15 protein-coding genes are annotated in these 16,074 nt (G+C 71.4%); 4 read left to right on the top strand and 11 right to left on the bottom strand.

Annotation, left to right across the window (positions count from 1 at the left end; all coding sequences use genetic code 11):
* Positions 1-104 precede the first annotated feature (104 nt).
* The 3 genes from ACMTAK_RS07495 (at position 105) to ACMTAK_RS07485 (ending at position 4,533) form a co-directional block, all read left to right on the top strand.
* A complete protein-coding gene (locus ACMTAK_RS07495; RefSeq protein ID WP_413805448.1) occupies positions 105-1,259 on the top strand; it encodes a baeRF2 domain-containing protein in 1,155 nt (384 codons plus the stop codon).
* A gap of 199 nt (positions 1,260-1,458) precedes the next feature.
* Positions 1,459-4,227, top strand: a complete 2,769-nt coding sequence (locus ACMTAK_RS07490) for a glycoside hydrolase family 2 protein (RefSeq protein WP_413805447.1) — start codon at positions 1,459-1,461, stop codon at positions 4,225-4,227.
* A gap of 147 nt (positions 4,228-4,374) precedes the next feature.
* Positions 4,375-4,533 carry a hypothetical protein gene (locus ACMTAK_RS07485; protein WP_164502469.1) on the top strand — a complete coding sequence of 53 codons (159 nt, stop codon included), beginning with the start codon at positions 4,375-4,377 and terminating at the stop codon, positions 4,531-4,533.
* A gap of 96 nt (positions 4,534-4,629) precedes the next feature.
* Here ACMTAK_RS07485 and ACMTAK_RS07480 read toward each other — a convergent pair whose 3' ends face one another.
* Positions 4,630-5,346: an HdeD family acid-resistance protein gene (locus ACMTAK_RS07480; protein ID WP_413805446.1), complete on the bottom strand. Its 717-nt coding sequence runs from the start codon at positions 5,344-5,346 to the stop codon at positions 4,630-4,632.
* Between the two features lie 148 nt (positions 5,347-5,494).
* Between ACMTAK_RS07480 and ACMTAK_RS07475 the strand changes: the two genes are divergently transcribed.
* On the top strand, positions 5,495-5,872 hold the full coding sequence (locus ACMTAK_RS07475) for a DUF2267 domain-containing protein (protein ID WP_413805445.1): 378 nt from the start codon (positions 5,495-5,497) through the stop codon (positions 5,870-5,872).
* A gap of 21 nt (positions 5,873-5,893) precedes the next feature.
* Here ACMTAK_RS07475 and ACMTAK_RS07470 read toward each other — a convergent pair whose 3' ends face one another.
* From ACMTAK_RS07470 to ACMTAK_RS07425, 10 genes are all read right to left on the bottom strand, one after another.
* Entirely contained in the window at positions 5,894-6,325 is a 432-nt protein-coding gene (locus tag ACMTAK_RS07470; RefSeq protein WP_413805444.1) for a TIGR03668 family PPOX class F420-dependent oxidoreductase, read from the bottom strand.
* Between the two features lie 16 nt (positions 6,326-6,341).
* Positions 6,342-7,169 (bottom strand): LLM class F420-dependent oxidoreductase, encoded by an 828-nt coding sequence (locus ACMTAK_RS07465; protein ID WP_413805443.1) that lies wholly within the window; start codon positions 7,167-7,169, stop codon positions 6,342-6,344.
* A 125-nt stretch (positions 7,170-7,294) separates the two neighbouring features.
* Positions 7,295-7,936: a C39 family peptidase gene (locus ACMTAK_RS07460; protein ID WP_413805442.1), complete on the bottom strand. Its 642-nt coding sequence runs from the start codon at positions 7,934-7,936 to the stop codon at positions 7,295-7,297.
* Between the two features lie 46 nt (positions 7,937-7,982).
* Entirely contained in the window at positions 7,983-8,822 is an 840-nt protein-coding gene (locus tag ACMTAK_RS07455) for an SDR family oxidoreductase (RefSeq protein WP_413805441.1), read from the bottom strand.
* Positions 8,819-9,145: a sigma-70 domain-containing protein gene (locus ACMTAK_RS07450; protein WP_413805440.1), complete on the bottom strand. Its 327-nt coding sequence runs from the start codon at positions 9,143-9,145 to the stop codon at positions 8,819-8,821. The genes ACMTAK_RS07455 and ACMTAK_RS07450 overlap by 4 nt, the downstream gene beginning before the upstream one ends.
* A gap of 31 nt (positions 9,146-9,176) precedes the next feature.
* Entirely contained in the window at positions 9,177-10,097 is a 921-nt protein-coding gene (locus ACMTAK_RS07445) for an AEC family transporter (protein ID WP_413805439.1), read from the bottom strand.
* 193 nt (positions 10,098-10,290) lie between these two features.
* Entirely contained in the window at positions 10,291-12,576 is a 2,286-nt protein-coding gene (locus ACMTAK_RS07440; RefSeq protein ID WP_413805438.1) for a glycoside hydrolase family 3 N-terminal domain-containing protein, read from the bottom strand.
* A 258-nt stretch (positions 12,577-12,834) separates the two neighbouring features.
* Positions 12,835-13,515 carry a GntR family transcriptional regulator gene (locus tag ACMTAK_RS07435; RefSeq protein ID WP_044567843.1) on the bottom strand — a complete coding sequence of 227 codons (681 nt, stop codon included), beginning with the start codon at positions 13,513-13,515 and terminating at the stop codon, positions 12,835-12,837.
* Positions 13,516-13,647: 132 nt separating this feature from the next.
* Positions 13,648-15,135 carry an aldehyde dehydrogenase gene (locus tag ACMTAK_RS07430; protein WP_413805437.1) on the bottom strand — a complete coding sequence of 496 codons (1,488 nt, stop codon included), beginning with the start codon at positions 15,133-15,135 and terminating at the stop codon, positions 13,648-13,650.
* Positions 15,132-16,070, bottom strand: a complete 939-nt coding sequence (locus ACMTAK_RS07425; RefSeq protein WP_413805436.1) for an alpha/beta fold hydrolase — start codon at positions 16,068-16,070, stop codon at positions 15,132-15,134. Before ACMTAK_RS07425 ends, ACMTAK_RS07430 begins: the two co-directional genes overlap by 4 nt.
* Positions 16,071-16,074 lie beyond the last annotated feature (4 nt).

Raw genomic sequence — 16,074 nt, 5'->3', positions numbered from 1 at the left:
TCCCGGTGAGGTGGAGGGATCCTGGTGTCAGGAGCGAAACGGCGATCCGCGCGAGTCGGGTCGACCGGTTTCTTCCGTATGTTTCCCCGGGTTTGGGGGAGGTCATGGACGTTGGATTCCTGAAGCCGTTGTTCGACCGCCCTGGTCCATGGGCGGGCGTGTACATGGACACTTCCCGCAGTACGGAGGACGCGCCCAGGCGGCGCAGGCTGCGGGAGCGGTTCGTGGCGGATCAGCTGACCGGCCAGGGCGCCGACCGCGCCACCTGTGACGCGGTGATCGAGCGGCTGGCCGGTGAGCAATGGGCCAGGGCGTCCGCGGGGCGGGCGCTGTTCGCCACGGACGGCGAGGTGGTGCTCGACCTGCCGCTGGCCACGTCCCCGATCGACGTGGTGACGTCCTGGTCGATGCTGCCGCGAGTGGCGCCGCTGGCCGCGTTCCGTGGTGAGTGGCCGGCCTGTCTGGTGGCCTTCGTCGACCAGGCGGGGGCCGATCTGGAGTTGCGGGACGACACCGGTGCCCGCCCGGCGGGGCGCGCCGGGGGCCGCAGAGCACATGGCCGGGGCCATCGGTCGGTGCCCGCCGACCGCTACGAGTGGCACTACCGCAACCGGGTCGGGAACACCTGGGAGCAGACCGCCGACCGCGTGGCCGACGAGCTGATGCGGCAGTGGACGGACACCGATGCCGACCTGCTGATCCTGGCCGGTGATCCGCGCGAGCGCCGGGCCGTACGCGACCGGCTGCCCGAGCCGCTGCGGGCCAGGACGGAGGAGACCCGCCACGGCAGCAGGGCCGCCGGCTGCTCCGAGCGGCTGAACGCGGAGATCGACCACGCCCGGGCGGAGTACGCCCGCGCCCATCTGGAGACGGTCCTCGATCTCTTCCGCGCCGGGCGGGGCCGCCCCGGCGGACCGGCCCTGGGCGGACACGACGGCACCGGGCCGCCGAGCAGCGGTGCGGCGGAGGGCGTACCGGCGGTGGTGGAGGCCATGCGCCGCCACCAGGCGGCCACGCTGCTGCTGGGGCACGCGGGGGGCGATATGCGCCATGAGGTGTGGATCGGGCCGGACGCCGATCAGGTGGCCGTGCAGCGCTCCCAGGCGCGCGCCATGGGCGTCAGAACACCCGAACCAGCCCGCGCGGACGACGCGCTGATGCGGTCCGCGACGGTGGCCGACACCGAGGTGCTGGTGGTGCCCGAGGGGCTCCAGGGGCCGGCCGGGGGCCTGGGCGCGGTGCTGCGCTGGCACGCCTGAACGAGGCGCGGGGCCGGGCGCGGGGGCCGGGCGCGGAGCGCCAGCGCTCCGGGCCCGGCCCTTCCGCATGCGCACTGTGCGCCCGGAAGGGCTATTTCCCCGCGGGGCTGGTTGACATGGCGCGCTCAGCTCTCTACGGTCCGTTGGTTGTTAGGAAACCTACTTAACCAATGCTCTGCCTGCCCTCAGGGAGACATCCGTGGTCCTCCGTCCGGCACCATTCCGGCGGCGGGCGCGAGCCCGCGTCCGACGCGCGCTGACCGCCTCGCTCGCGGTCGGCGGCCTGCTCCTCACCGTCTCCCTCACCACGGGCGCCGCGCCCCCGCGCGGCGGACCGGCGGCGGGCGGCCCGACCCCGGTGACCCGGGTGGGTGCGGCCCCCGGCACCGCGACCCCGCTCGCGGGCTTCGCCACGCAGTCCTCGGCCAAGGTGTCCGACACCCCCGCGGCCATCTCCACCCCCGGCTACCCCGCGTCCGGCTGGCACTCGGTGGGGCCCCGGTCGACGGTGCTCGCCGGGCTGCTCGCGGCCGGTGCGTACCCGGATCCGTTCTACTCGACCAACCTCGAGAAGATCCCCGCGGCCGACTTCACCGTCCCCTGGTGGTACCGCGGCGATTTCACCGTGGCCGACCCCTCCCGCCGCACCTATCTGGACGTCAGCGGTGTGGTGTCCGCCGCCGATGTGTATGTCAACGGCGTCCAGGTGGCCACCAAGGACCGGATCGCCGGTGCGTACACCCAACATGAGCTGGACGTCACCGACCTGGCCAGGGCGGGGACCAATACGGTGGCGTTCCGCGTCCAGCCCAACGATCCGCGCAGGAACCTCACGATGGGCTGGATCGACTGGCTGCAGCCCCCGCCCGACGAGAACATGGGCATCGTCCGCGATGTGCTGGTGCGCCGTGGCGGCCCGGTGGCCCTGCGCGACGCGCATGTGACGACCCGGCTGGACACCGAATCGCTCGCCTCCGCCGAGCTCACCGTCAAGGCGCGGCTCCGGAACGACTCCGCCTCGTCGGTCACCGCCACGGTCTCCGGCACGGCCGGCCCCGCGGCCATCAGCCGCACGGTTTCGCTCGCCCCGCACGAGACCGAGGCCGTCACCTTCACCCCCGCCGACTTCCCCCAACTGCGCCTGGACCGGCCCAAGGTGTGGTGGCCCGCCGGGATGGGCGACCAGCCGCTGTACGACCTCGACCTCACCGCCACCGTCTCGGGCACCCCCTCCGACACCGCCCATCACAGCTTCGGCATCCGCGACGTCAAGGCGCCACTGAACGCCGACGGTGCCCGCCAGTACCGCATCAACGGACGCCCGCTGCTGATCAAGGCGGGCGGCTGGTCCCCCGATGTGTTTCTGCGCTGGGACGCCCGCTCGGTGGAGGACCGGCTGAAGTACACCCTCGACCTGGGGTTGAACACCGTCCGCCTCGAAGGCCATATCGAACCGGACGAGTTCTTCGACCTCGCCGACCGCTACGGCATCCTCACCCTCCCCGGCTGGGAGTGCTGCGACAAGTGGGAGGGCCAGGTCAACGGCGATGAGACGGGGGAGAAGTGGACCCCCGCCGACTACCCGGTCGCCAAGGACTCGATGACCGCCGAGGCCGCGCGGCTGCGCGACCACCCCAGCGTCATCTCCTTCCTCATCGGCAGCGACTTCGCCCCCGACGCCACCATCGAGAAGAACTACCTGGACGCCCTCGAAGCCGCCGACTGGCCGAACCCGGTGATCCCCGCCGCCTCCGCCAAGTCCTCCCCGCGGCTGGGGAAGTCCGGCATGAAGATGACCGGTCCCTATGACTGGGTCCCGCCGGACTACTGGTACGCCAAGCGCGAGGGCGGCGCCACCGGCTTCAACTCCGAGACCAGCGCCGGACCCGACATCCCCACCCTGGACACGCTCCGCCGCATGATGTCCCCGAGCGAACTGGAAACCCTCTGGCGGGATCCGTCGGCCAAGCAGTACCACCGTTCCCCGTCCGCCACCTTCGGCGACCTCAAGCTGTTCGACAACGCGCTGATCGGCCGCTACGGAAAGCCGACCGGGCTGACGGACTACGTGCGCAAGGCCGGGCTGGCGCGGTACGAGGCGGTGCGCGCCCAGTTCGAGGCGTACGCGCGCAACTTCTCCGACACCTCCCGGCCCGCCACCGGTGTCGTCCACTGGATGCTCAACAGCGGCTGGACCTCGCTCCACTGGCAGCTCTTCGACCGCTTCTCGGACCAGGGCGGGGCCTACTACGGCGCCAAGAAGGCCAATGAGCCGCTGCATATCCAGTACTCCTACGACTCCCGCTCGGTGGTCGTGGTCAACAGCGAACACGCCGCCGCCACCGGTCTCACCGCCCGGGTCAGCCTCTACACCCCCGACGGCACCCGGAAGTTCGACAAGAGCGCCACCGGCCTCCGGGTGCCGGGCGACGGTGGCAAGGCCACCGCGCTCACCGTCCCGGCCGATGTGAGCGGGCTGTCCGGCGCCTATCTGGTCAAGCTCCAGCTCACCGATGGAGCGGGCAAGGAGGTCAGCCGCAATGTGTACTGGCTCTCCACCGAGAAGGACGTGCTCGACTGGGACAACACCGACTGGTACTACACCCCCACCACCTCGTACGCGGATCTGACCGGGCTCGACGACATGGCCGAGGCGCCGGTGTCCGCCACCGCCACCACGACCGGCGGACCGGACTCCACCACCACCACCACGACCGTCACCCTGCGCAACACCGGGAGTGGGCGCACACCGGCACTGCTCGTGGACGCCCATCTGGTGAACGGCTCGGGCAAGCCGGTCCTGCCCATTCGCTGGTCGGACAACGAGGTGAGCCTGTGGCCGGGCGAGTCGGTGACGCTCACCGCCACCTATCGCACGGCGGACCTGGGTGGTTCGGCCCCCTCGGTACGGATCTCGGGCTGGAACACCGCCACCCGCACCGTCCCCGCGACCGCCAAAACCCACTGAGCGCCGACATCCTGAAATCGTGTCGAAAGGAATTTTTTCGGCGAGTCCGATGCATGGAGCAAGTTCACACTTTTGTATGCTTTCTCCAGCGCGTCGTTCCCTCGTGTCGGACAGTCACTGTCCGTACGCTCGCGAAAGGGGCTCCATATGCACACCATGGAGGTTCGCCCGCCGGTACCCAGCCGTTCCAGCAGCAGATGGCGTCGATACGGCCGACTCGCCGCCGCCAACTTCGTCCGGGGTGCCTCGTATGCGTGCGGCACCGCGGCCATCGGCCTGATGGCGTGGTGGGTGCAGACCCGCTGACACACCCCACGCCGCCATCCATTCCCGAGCCGGAGCCCCTGATCTGATCGTCCGCGTCCGCCGCGACGGCCACTCACGGCCGTCGCGGCGGCCGGGCTACGCCTGAGGATGCGGCTGCGAGCGGAAGCGGGGGAAGTGCATTCCCCGGTGCTCGGCGCGCGGGGCACCGGGTCCGCCGAGACTGGTGCGCAGCTGGATGCCGTGCATGATCTCGATGATGCCCAGCGCGAGCAGCCAGATACCGGCCACCACGGTGAGCGCCGTGATCGAGCCGAAGGGCGCCACGATCAGGATGATCCCGCCCAGGATGGTGAGCAGACCGAGGAACACCTGCCAGCCCCGGGCGGGCAGGCCCTCACCGGAGATCGCCATGGCGGTCTGCATCACGCCCCGGATCAGCCAGGCGAAGCCGATCCACAGCGCGAGCAGCAGAATCGACTGGGCCGGTCCCCGGAAGCAGAGCAGTCCCAGCAGCACGCTCAGCGCGCCGGTGACGAAACTCAGCACCCGCAGATGCCTCGGAATATGCGAACCGAAGGCCCCGGCCAGCTGGAAGATCCCGCTGATCAGCAGATACGCGCCGAACAGGGCGCCGATCACCACCAGGGAGGGACCCGGCCACGCCAGCACCATGATCCCGAGCGCGATCGCCACCAGACCCGCGGTCACCAGCACCTGCCAGGTGGTGTTGGACAGCATGTTCTGCATCGTGGCGTACGGGCTGCCCTCTTCGGAGGGCCGTTCTCCCGGCCGGCCGTAGGGTTCCTCGCTCGGCTGCCCGGCGCCATGCGGACTGTCGGAGGAGTAAGTCATGATCGTCCACCTCCTCGGGGGGACACGATGGCCGTAGCCCACAGATCCATCGTCCCTCCGTGCCGGTTCCAGCGCCTCGCGGGCGGTGGAACCGCATGGCAAGGTGGTGGTGAGGCCATGTGCTGGTGCGCGTCATAGGGAGGCCCGCATGGACGACCGGGAGTTCTTCCAGACGGTGGCGGACCGCACCCAGCTGTCACGGCAGGAGGCGGCGGATGTCACGCGCGCCACGCTCGAGACCCTGGCGGCCCGCCTGAGCGCGGGCGAGGCCCGCGAGCTCGCCCAGGAGCTGCCAGGACACCTCCGGGAGTCCCTTCGGCGCGGACCGGGGGAGATGGAGATCTTCGACCCCGAGGAGTCGGTCCGCAGGGTGCACATGCGCACCGGGCTGTCCGAACCGGAGGCCGACCGGGGTGTCCGGGCGGTCCTCGCCACACTCCGGGAGGCCGTCTCCGCCGAGGAGTACGGCCACGCCATGTCCCAGCTGGGCAGCGAGTTCGCGAGGATGGCGGATTCCGCGCGCTGACCCGCGCAGGGGCGAGCGGGCTCATCCGGCCCGCCAGCCGCTCCACCGCCCGACGGTGATCTCCACGACCGGCCCGCGCGGCGGCCGGTCCCGGTACTGGGCCGGGTAGGTGTCCACGAGCAGCCGGACGTGGTCCGCGGACACCGGCGACTCGTCGGCCGGTGGCAGGACGCGGGCAGTGCCGTCGGCGCGCGCCCACCACAGGTGGTCCCAGTTCTCGTCGTAGTCGTCCACCAGGAGGCATACGGCGGGGTGGGCGCGGATGTTGTCCAGGCGCTTCAGCCGGGTCGTCCGCTTCGGCTTGTGGTCGACGGCCGTCACCACCGTGTCGCCGGTCAGCGCGAAGACCACCGGCACCAGATGCGGACGGTCCTCGGCGCCGACCGTGGCCAGCCGGGCCAGCCTGGCCCGTGCGAAGCGCTCCCGCGCCTGCGCGCTCGTCAGCTGCGGCATCGCGATCCCCGGCACCTCACTGGAACCGGGCGGCGATCCGGGCCATCGAGTCCAGCCGTGCGATCGTCTCGGGCTCCGGCAGCGTCGGCAGATAGAACAGCGCCCGCTCCACACCGATGCGCTGATACCCCTCGGCCACCTCGGCGTCCTCGGGCATCGCGTACAGCGTCACCGGCACATCGCGGCCGGCCACCTCGCGCATCCGCTCGATCTGCGGGCGCAGCTCCTCGGGGGATCCGCTGTTGGCCAGCCAGGCGTCGCCGACGGCGGCGATCCGCCGGAACGCGGCGTCCCCGCCACCGCCCACATAGATCGGCGGATGCGGCCGCTGGACCGGCTTGGGCCACTGGAAGACGGGGTCGAAGTTCACGAACTCCCCGTGGAACTCGGCCTTCTCCTTCGTCCACAGTTCACGGATGGCCCGCAGCCGCTCGTCCATCAGCCGGCCCCGGGTGGACGGATCCGTCCCGTGGTTCGCCATCTCCTCGCGGTTCCAGCCCGCGCCGACCCCGAAGACGGCCCGTCCGTCCGAGATCAGGTCGAGGGAGGCCACTTCGTTGGCCGTGGTGATCGGATCCCGCTGCACCAACAGGGCGATACCGGTCCCCAGCAGCAGACGCCGGGTGACCGTGGCGATCGCGGCCAGAGTCACGAACGGGTCGAGGGTGCGGTAGTAGACCTCCGGCAGGTCCCCGCCGCCCGGATAGGGGGTACGGCGGTCCACCGGGATATGGCTGTGCTCCGCGATGAAGAGCGCGTCGAAACCGCGCTCCTCCAGGGCCCGCCCCAAGGGAGCGGGCCGGATGCCCTGGTCGGTGACGAACGTGGATACGCCGAACTTCACTGCGGCTCCCTGGGACGGTGTGTGGATGGTCTACGGGAACCACATGGGTACCCGGCCGCGCGGAAACCACAACGGTGCGCACGGGTGACACGGCCGGGTGGCGGCCGGACCGGGCGGCGCGAGGCCTACGACCGGGACTCGCCCGGACCGAGCAGGACACCGCGCCCCGCGTAGAACCGCCCGAGGTCACCCCAGGGGACCTCGGCGAAGCGCTGGGAGCCGTCCGGGAAGCCCGATGGATTGTGCACGAGGAGATGGTCCGGGGTGGCGCCGACGGCAAGCACCAGATGGCCGCCCCGGTGCGGCGGCCGCGGGTCCAGGGTGCGGAGGGAGGGGTGGACGGACAGCATCGCGAGCCGCCCGGCCGCGAGGTGTCCGGGCAGTTCCCCGGCCGGAAGCCGCGGCCGGGACTCGGCGAACAGCTCCCAGCGCCGTCGCGCGTAGGCGGCGAACGGGGCGTAGACGAGCCCGTCCACCCGGTCCGGGTGGCGCACATACGCCCCCGCCTCGACACACTCATCGGCGAGTGTCACCGCGGGTGGCGCAATGCCGCGCCAGTGGTCCAGCGCCATGCGCAGACACGCCATCCCGCACAGCCGCCACGACCAGAACGCGTACTCCTCCGGGCTCGCGGCCCCGGACTTCTGCCACAGCGGATCGTCGGCCGCCGACAGGGTGCCCGCGATGATGTCGGGCACCAGGCCGGGCGACTCCCACTGGGCGTAGTAGGGCACGGGGTGGATGAGGGAAACCGGGGTCTCGGGCATGCGCGCCAGTCTTCCCGAACTCCGTCCGCCGCGCCCCGGCCTACGCTCAGCCACCCGTGGCGAAGCCCGGGAAGAGGGTCATGCCGCCGTCGACGTAGAGGGTGGTGCCCACCACGTAGTCGCACAGGTCGGAGGCCAGGACGACGGCGGCGTTGGCGATGTCCAGGGTGTCGCCCACGCGACCGTACGGGATGAGCCGCAGGAGGGAGTCGCGCGCCTCGGGGGTCTGCCAGGCACTGCGGTTGATCGGGGTCTTGATGGCGCCCGGCGCGATCGCGTTCACGCGGATCTTGTGGGGTGCGAACTCCTGGGCCAGGGTCTGCGTCAGCATCGCCACGCCGCCCTTGGACGACGCGTAGTTCACATGGCCGGCCCAGGGGATGGTCTGGTGCACCGAGCTCATGCAGATGACTTTCCCGGCCGACCGTGACACCTCCGGGACCACACCGCGCCGCAGGAACTCCTTGATGGCCTCCCGGGCGCACAGGAACTGGCCGGTGAGGTTGACGGAGATGACCTTCTGCCACTGCTCGAGCGTCATCTCGGTGGTGGGCGCGTCCCGCTGGAGCCCCGCGTTGGCGACGAGGATGTCGATGGTGCCCAGGCGGTCGACCATGGTGGACACCAGGTCGGTGACCTGGTCCTCCTGGGACACATCGGCCTGATGGGCGTAGGCCCGCACACCGTGGCCCTGGATCTCGGCGACGACGGCCTCGGCGGCCGGCCGGTCGCTGGCGTAGTTGACGACCACATCGGCGCCGGAGCGTCCCAGCGCGATCGCGGTGGCCTTTCCGATCCCCGAGTTCGCCCCGGTGACCAGCGCCTTCTGCCCCTTGAGGAGTTCCGGGACATGCACCGGAGGAGGACGATCGGTATTGCTGTTCACTGGCTCGGTCTCCTTCGTTGGTCCGTCACCCGCCGCCCCGACCCTCGCAGCCCGCCGGGGGAGCCGTAGCCCCCCACGGCGCCACGGTCACCCGCTAAGGCGATGCACATCGTTCCAGCGGCGCAACGTGGCGACCGGCTCAGTTGGCCTCCGCGAGCGCCTGTGCGCGCGGGCACGTCCAGGGAGAGCGGGGTGAAGCTGCCCATGGCCTCCATACTGGCGCGCACCTCCTTCTCGGTCAGCCCGGTGCGCTCGGCGATCTCCTGGGCCCGCGGCGGCCGGTCGTCCACCCCGTGGGACAGCTCGCGGTGGGCGGCCCGCACCCGGTCCGAGTGTCCGCCGCAGGGGCAGGCCTCAGCCCAGCAGCGCGGCCACCGTCATCAGCACCGGCGGCGCGAGCAGCGTGGACAGCAGGATCGACTCACGGGCCAGGACGGTGGCGGTCTGATACCGGGAGGCGTAGGTGAACAGGTTCTGAGCCGCCGGTAGCGCTGAGGTGACGACGGCGGCGAACAGCGCCGGGCCGCTCAGTTCGAACACACCCGCCGCGATGGCCCACGCCACCACCGGCTGGGCGAAGGACTTCAGCGCCACCGACAGCAGCACCGGCCCGCGCTCCTCGCCGCGCCCGGGGAGCTGACTGCCCGGCAGCGAGATCCCGAAGGCCAGCAGTACGGCGGGCACGGCCATGCCGCCGAGCAGCGAGAGCGGTTCCACGACGGGCCCGGGGACCCGCCAGCCCGTGGCGGACACCAGGACACCGGACAGCGAGCCGATCACGATGGGGTTCCGGAACGGGCTGGTCAGCCTGCGGATCAGCGAGGGGCGCGTATCGGGGCGGGAGAGGTCGATGACCGTCAGGGCGATCGGGGTCATGACGAGCTGCTGGAAGAGCAGCACCGGGGCGATCAGGCTCGCGTCGCCCAGGACGTACATCGCGATGGGGATGCCGAGGTTGCCCGCGTTCACATAGCTCGCGCACAGCGCGCCGATCGTCGTCCGGCCGACGCTCCACCGCCGTAGGGCGCCGACGGCCACGAACGTTCCCGCGACCACGAAGGTGCTCAGCGCCGTCACCAGCAGCGGTGTGGAGACGACGACGGAGAGGTCGGCCTTGGAGAGCGTGGTGAACAGCAGCGCGGGGGAGGCCACATCGAAGGAGAGCTTGGTGAGCACCTCGCGGCCGTGGGCGCCCAAGGAACGGCGGCGCCCGATGACATAGCCGGTGACGATGATGGTCGCGATGACACCGAAGCCGGTGATCACACCGCCCACTGGGCCTCCACCCCACCGTGACCGGTGCCGCCCGCGCGGGGTGCCGCGGGGTCTCGTCCGCTCGTCGTGGTGGTCGAGGGCCAGGGCGCGGCGGTCATCAAGGGCGTCTTCCGGGTGCGTAGGGTCAGCATGCACCCTACAAGTAATTCGGCCGCCGCGCTGTGACGCCGCTGATGAACAGGGGTCGCCGGGCTCAGGTGATGGTGAGGGTGCGGCCCCCCTCGGCCAGGGAGCTGTTGCCCGCGAAGACCCGGATCTCGCCCTGCTGCAGCAGGAACCGGCCGTGCGGATCCTGGGTCCAGAAGCCCAGCTCCTCGGCGCTCAGCCGGAAGCGGACCGTGGTGGCCTTCCCGGGGCCGAGGCTGACCCGGCGGAAGCCACTGAGCCTGCGCACCGGTTGCACGATGCTCGCCACCGGATCGCGGATATACAGCTGCACCACCTCATCGCCCTTGCGGCGCCCGGTGTTGCGCACCGCCACCGCGACCTCGACGGTGTCGCCCTTACGCAGCGCCTCGGCCCGGATACGGCTGACGCTGAGCCGGGGTTCGCCGATGTCGAAGGTGGTGTAGCTGAGGCCGTGACCGAAGGGGAACCGCGGTCCGTAGGCCAGGTCGAGGTACTTGGAGGTGTAGTGATTGGCCCGGTCGTAGGGGCGTCCGGTGTTCTCGTGGTTGTAGTAGATGGGGATCTGGCCGACCCTGCGCGGGAAGGTCACGGGCAGCTTGCCACCGGGGTTCACGGTGCCGAAGAGCACATCCGCGATGGCGTTGCCGCCCTCGATCCCCGGATGCCACGCCTGCAGCACGGCGGGTGTGCGGTCCAGCCAGCCCTCCATCGTCAGCGGACGCCCGCTGAGCAGCACCACCACGAACGGCGCGCCGGTGTCCGCGATCGCGGAGATCAGCCGCTCCTGACGGCCGGGCAGCCCGAGGTCGCTGCGTACGGACGCCTCCCCGCTGAGCGTCGCCGCCTCCCCGACCACCACCACGGTCACATCGGTCGCCCTCGCCGCCGAGGCCGCCCGTGCGATGCCACGGGTGTTCCGGCCGGACGCGTCCACGCCCTCGACATGGCTGATCCGGGCCTTCGGCGCCGCGTCCTTGACCGCGTCCAGCACGGTGACCGGGCGGAACTTCTCGGCCCAGGACCCGGCCCAGGAGCCGCGCAGATCGGTGGAGTCGGCGAAGGGCCCGACGACGGCGATGGAGCCCGATCTGTCCAGCGGGAGCGTGGACTTCTCGTTCTTGAGCAGCACCATGGTGCGCCCGGCCGCCTCCCTCGCCGCCGCCCGGGACGCCTTCGTGGGCCCGGCGATCGCCGCGCCCTCGTCCGCGTAGGGGTGTTCGAAGAGCCCGAGCCGGAACTTCAGTCGCAGGATGCGGGACACCGCGTCGTCCAGCCGCTCGGCGGTGATCTCACCCCTGCGCAGCAGCCGCTTGCCGTACTCGTTGATGGTGGTGCTGGCCATCTCCATGTCGATCCCGGCGTTGAAGGCGAGCCGGGCGGCGTCGGAGCGGTCGGCGGCATAGCCGTGGACGATCATTTCCTGAACGCCGTTGTAGTCGCTGACGACGAAGCCGCCGAAGTCCCACTCCTCCTTGAGGATCTCGGTCAGCGCATGCCGGTAGCCGTGGGCGGGGACCCCGCTGACGGTGTTGAAGCTCGCCATGACGGTGGCCACCCCGGCGTCCAGGGCCGCCCGGAACGGGGGGAGGTAGAAGTTGCGCAGCCGGGCTTCGGAGACGTCCACCGTGTTGTAGTCACGGCCGCCCTCGACGCCCCCGTAGGCGATCATGTGCTTGGCGCAGGCCGCGAGGTGGCGCCGGGAGCGCAGGTCGTCGCCCTGGTAGGCGCGGGTCTTGGCGGCCGCGAGCCGCGCCGCCAGATACGGGTCCTCGCCATCGCCCTCGGCGATCCGCCCCCAGCGCGGTTCATGGGTGACGTCCATCATCGGCGAGAACGTCCAGTGCACCCCGTTGGAGCGGGCCTCCCGCGCCGACACCTCCGCGTCCCACTCGGCCACCGCGGGATCGAAGGCGGCGGCCTGGCCGAGGGGGATGGGGAAGGTGGTCCACATGCCATGGATGACATCGAGCCCGAAGATCAGCGGAATGCCCAGCCGGGACTCCTCGACGGCCATCCGCTGCAGGGTGTTGGTGGTGCGGGCCCCGTAGATGTTGAGCACCGAGCCGAGCCTGCCCCTGCGGGCCGCCTTCTCCGCGGCGGCGGTCTGCCCGCCACCGGGCCCGGTGGCGCCGGTCCAGGCGAGCTGCTGGAGCTGGCCGAACTTCTCGTCGATGGACATCCGCGCCATCAGGGCCTGGATCCTGGTCTCGTACGGACCGGGCTCCCGCCCCGGCCGGGTCTGGCCGGTGGAGGGGGCGGGCGGGGCCTGGGCATGGGCGGCCGCGGCCTTGCCCGCGATGGCCGTCCCCCCGGCGGCGGCGAGCACCGTACGTCTGCGCACATCGTTCATGGTCTTCGTCCTGGTCTTCGGCGATCGGTTCTCCCCGAGCCCGGTTTCCTCAAGACCATGCCGGTCACGACCCCGCGCGGGATGTGGCCGCCACCTGGGTCTTCTGCCAACGTACGACAGGATCGGCCTCCGGGCCCCCGGTAGGTCCGGCGCCGCGACCCGTGGCGCCCAGGACCGCCCCGGCCGAAGCCACCCGCGTGTGCTCACCGTGTCCGGACGGCTGCGCTCCGCGCTCCGTGGCGGACCAGGGGTGAACTGTCAGGCCCGGCGCTCGTCCATGCCCGCCATCAGGGCCTGGTGGCTCATCCGCACATGCTCCCGCATCACCCGCTCCGCGCCGTCGCCGTCCTTGGCCCGGATCAGATTGAGGACGCGATGGTGCTCATCGTCGGACTCGTCCAGCCGGCCGGGCCGGGACAGCGAGGTGCGTACCAGCCGGGCGTAGGCCAGCTGGTTCATCAGGGTGCGGTAGTGCGCCTCCAGCTTGCTGTTGTCCGCGCCCACCACGATCAGATCGTGGAACTCGTGGACCAGCGCCGCGTACTGCTCGGCGTCGCCGTCGCGGACGGCCGCGTCGGCCGCCTTCATATTGGCCTCGAGTCGCTCCACTTCCGGTACGTTCCCGCGGAAGGCGAGCAGCCGGGCGGCGGCGCCCTCCAGCAGCTCCTTCATCTGGAACAGCTCGGTGAGCTCGCGCCGGGACGGTACGGCGACGAACGTGCCGACCCGTGGCCGCACCTCGACCAGGCCCTCGATCTGAAGCTGTTTGAGGGCCTCGCGGATGGGCGTCCGGCTGACGCCGAAGGTCTCGGACAGCGCCATCTCGGAGAGGCTGGAGCGGGGCGGCAGCTCACCACTGATGATCATCTGCCGCAGCTCTTCGGCGACCCTCGCCTGCATGCTGGTCTGCTGAAGCCGCTTCCCTGTGGGTCGTTGCATGGCACGAGACCCTAGGTGTGGCCATTGCTTCCCGTCAACTGTGGGAACGCTGGTGTGTTGTGCCATACAACAACCCTTCCTCGGTCCAGAGGCCGGGACCTCGGGGGCTCAGGAGCTCAGGACCTCAGGGGCTCAGGACCTCAGGACGAAGGGATCCCCGGCGGGCTCCTCGCTGGTGTTGATCCAGACGCTCTTCAGCCGGGTGTACTCCCGGATCACCTCCGTGCCGTGCTCGGTTCCCATCCCGCTGGTCTTGAACCCGGCCCGGGGCGACATCGGCGACATCGAGCGATAGGTATTGGCCCACACCGTTCCGGCCTCCAGCCGCGCGGCCATCCGGTGCACCCGGTTCACATCCCGGGTCCACACGCCCGCCGCCAGGCCGTACGCGGAGTCGTTGGCGATCGCCAGGGCCTCCTCCTCGGAGCCGAAGGGCATGACGGTCGCGACCGGGCCGAAGATCTCCTCCTGGCAGATCCGCATCCCGTTGTCGGTGCCGGTGAAGACGGTGGGGGAGTAGAAGTACCCGTCGAGACCGGTCTCAGGACGCCTGCCGCCGCAGACCACCTTCCCGCCCTCGGCCTGCCCCAGCTCGACATACGACTCGACCTTCTCCAGCTGCTCGGCGACGGCGAGCGGGCCGAGCTCGGTGGTCTCCGAAAGCGGATCGCCGATGCGGATCGTGGCCGCCCGCGCCGTCACCCGCTCCAGGATCTCGTCGTACACCTCCCGGTGCACCAGCACCCGGCTGCCCGCCACACAGGTCTGGCCCGCGGCCGCGAAGACGCCCGCGATCACGCCCATGGCGGCCGAGCCCAGGTCGGCGTCCGGGAAGATGATGTTGGGCGACTTCCCGCCCAGCTCCAGGGTGCAGCCGATCAGGCGGTCGGCGCAGGTGCGGGCGATCCGGCGGCCGGTCCCGCTGGAGCCGGTGAAGGTCACCTTGGACACGCCGTGGTGTTCGGTCAGCGGCCCGCCCGCCTCCGGGCCGTACCCGGTGACCACATTGACCACCCCCGGCGGGAACCCCGCCTCCTCGAAGAGCGGTGCGAGCGCCAGCAGCGAGGCCGAGGTGTGCTCGGAGGGCTTGACCACCACCGTGTTCCCCGCGGCCAGGGCCGGGGCCAGCTTGGTGGTGGTGAGCAGCAGCGGGGAGTTCCAGGGGGTGATGGCGCCGACCACGCCCACCGGTTCGCGCAGGGTGTAGTTGAGCAGCTCGCGGCTCGCCCCGGGGATCACCTCGCCCTGGATCTTGTCGGCGAGTCCCGCGTAGTAGTGGAAGTACTCGGGCAGCCCGGCCAGTTGGGCCCGCATCTCGCGCAGCAGCTTGCCGTTGTCGAGGGTCTCGGTACGGGCCAGCCGCTCCGCGTGCTCACCGATCAGATCGCCCAGGTTCCGCAGCAGCCGACCGCGCCGGGTCTGGCTCAGATCGCGCCAGCGCGGATCCTCGAAGGCGGTGCGGGCGGCGCCCACCGCACGGTCCACATCGGCGGCGGTGCCGCGCGCCGCCTCGTACCAGGGCTCGGCGGTGGCCGGGTTGACGCTCGCGAAGTAGCCGCCTTCGGCGGGGGCGGTCCACTCGCCCGCGATGTAGTGGTCATGGCGCGGCAGGGGGTTCATGAGCGGTGGGACTCCTGTCCGGTGGGGGTTCCGGGGTGGGTTCCGGTGGGGCTTCCGTGGGTTCCGGTCTGGTTTCCGGCGGTTCCGATGTGCCCTCCGGCGTGGCTTCCGGTCTGGTTTCCGGCGTGGCCTCCGGTCCGGGTGAGGATCACGTCGGCGATTTCCTGCGGGCATTCCAGCGGCAGCAGATGGCGGGCGCCGGGCACGATCACCGCTCGGGCGCCCGGGATCCGCTCGGCCAGCCGGTGCGACATGGCCGGGGTCGAGCCGGGGTCCCGCTCGCCGGTCACCGCCACGGTGGGCGCGGCGATCCGGGGCAGCCACCGCCACAGCGCGGTGTCGGCGGTCGCGAAGACCCGGTAACAGGCCAGGTAGGAAGCCCGGTCGTTGGCCAGCAGCGTATCGAGCACCTGCCGCGCCAGCTCGGGGTCCTGGGCCCGCCAGGCGGGCGAGAACCAGCGGTCGACCGCCGCCCACGCGGACGCCCCGAAGTCCTGGGCGGCCAGCTCCTGGCGGCGGGCCACCGCCGCGCGCTCCTCCTCCGACCGGCCCGCGACCGAGCTGACCAGGGTGAGCGAGGCGGTGAGCTCCGGCCGGTCCAGCCCCAGCCGCTGGGCGACCAGGGCGCCGAGCGAGAAGCCGACGATATGCGTGGGGCCGGTCAGCAGCGCCGCGACATCGGCGGCCAGCTCGGCGAGCGACACCCCGGCCGCCGCGGCCGGGGAGGCGCCGTGGCCGCGCAGATCGACCAGCGTCACCCGGTGCCGGGCCGCGAGGGCCAGCAGGCACCGGTCCCACATACGGCGGTCGAGGCCGACGCCGTGCAGCAGCACCAGCTCCGGGCCGTCGCCGTGCGCTTCGTGGCTCAGCGCCACGGGGGCACCGGCCCGGGAGGCCGGGACGCGCGCCCGGGCACCCGCCTCGGACCTGCCCATGTCA

Origin of the sequence: Streptomyces lacaronensis, from assembly GCF_047337785.1 — a bacterium.
GTDB lineage: Bacteria > Actinomycetota > Actinomycetes > Streptomycetales > Streptomycetaceae > Streptomyces > Streptomyces lycopersici.
Note: the sequence above shows the minus strand (reverse complement) of the source record. Positions and strands in the feature narration are given on the sequence as shown.

Bases quoted from the DNA above. Each gene is read 5' to 3' on its own strand.
- ACMTAK_RS07495 (WP_413805448.1), top strand. From the start codon at position 105: ATGGACGTTGGATTCCTGAAGCCGTTGTTCGACCGCCCTGGTCCATGG.
- ACMTAK_RS07485 (WP_164502469.1), top strand. From the start codon at position 4,375: ATGCACACCATGGAGGTTCGCCCGCCGGTACCCAGCCGTTCCAGCAGC.
- ACMTAK_RS07480 (WP_413805446.1), bottom strand. From the start codon at position 5,346: ATGACTTACTCCTCCGACAGTCCGCATGGCGCCGGGCAGCCGAGCGAG.
- ACMTAK_RS07475 (WP_413805445.1), top strand. From the start codon at position 5,495: ATGGACGACCGGGAGTTCTTCCAGACGGTGGCGGACCGCACCCAGCTG.
- ACMTAK_RS07470 (WP_413805444.1), bottom strand. From the start codon at position 6,325: ATGCCGCAGCTGACGAGCGCGCAGGCGCGGGAGCGCTTCGCACGGGCC.
- ACMTAK_RS07460 (WP_413805442.1), bottom strand. From the start codon at position 7,936: ATGCCCGAGACCCCGGTTTCCCTCATCCACCCCGTGCCCTACTACGCC.
- ACMTAK_RS07440 (WP_413805438.1), bottom strand. From the start codon at position 12,576: ATGAACGATGTGCGCAGACGTACGGTGCTCGCCGCCGCCGGGGGGACG.
- ACMTAK_RS07435 (WP_044567843.1), bottom strand. From the start codon at position 13,515: ATGCAACGACCCACAGGGAAGCGGCTTCAGCAGACCAGCATGCAGGCG.
- ACMTAK_RS07430 (WP_413805437.1), bottom strand. From the start codon at position 15,135: ATGAACCCCCTGCCGCGCCATGACCACTACATCGCGGGCGAGTGGACC.
- ACMTAK_RS07425 (WP_413805436.1), bottom strand. From the start codon at position 16,070: ATGGGCAGGTCCGAGGCGGGTGCCCGGGCGCGCGTCCCGGCCTCCCGG.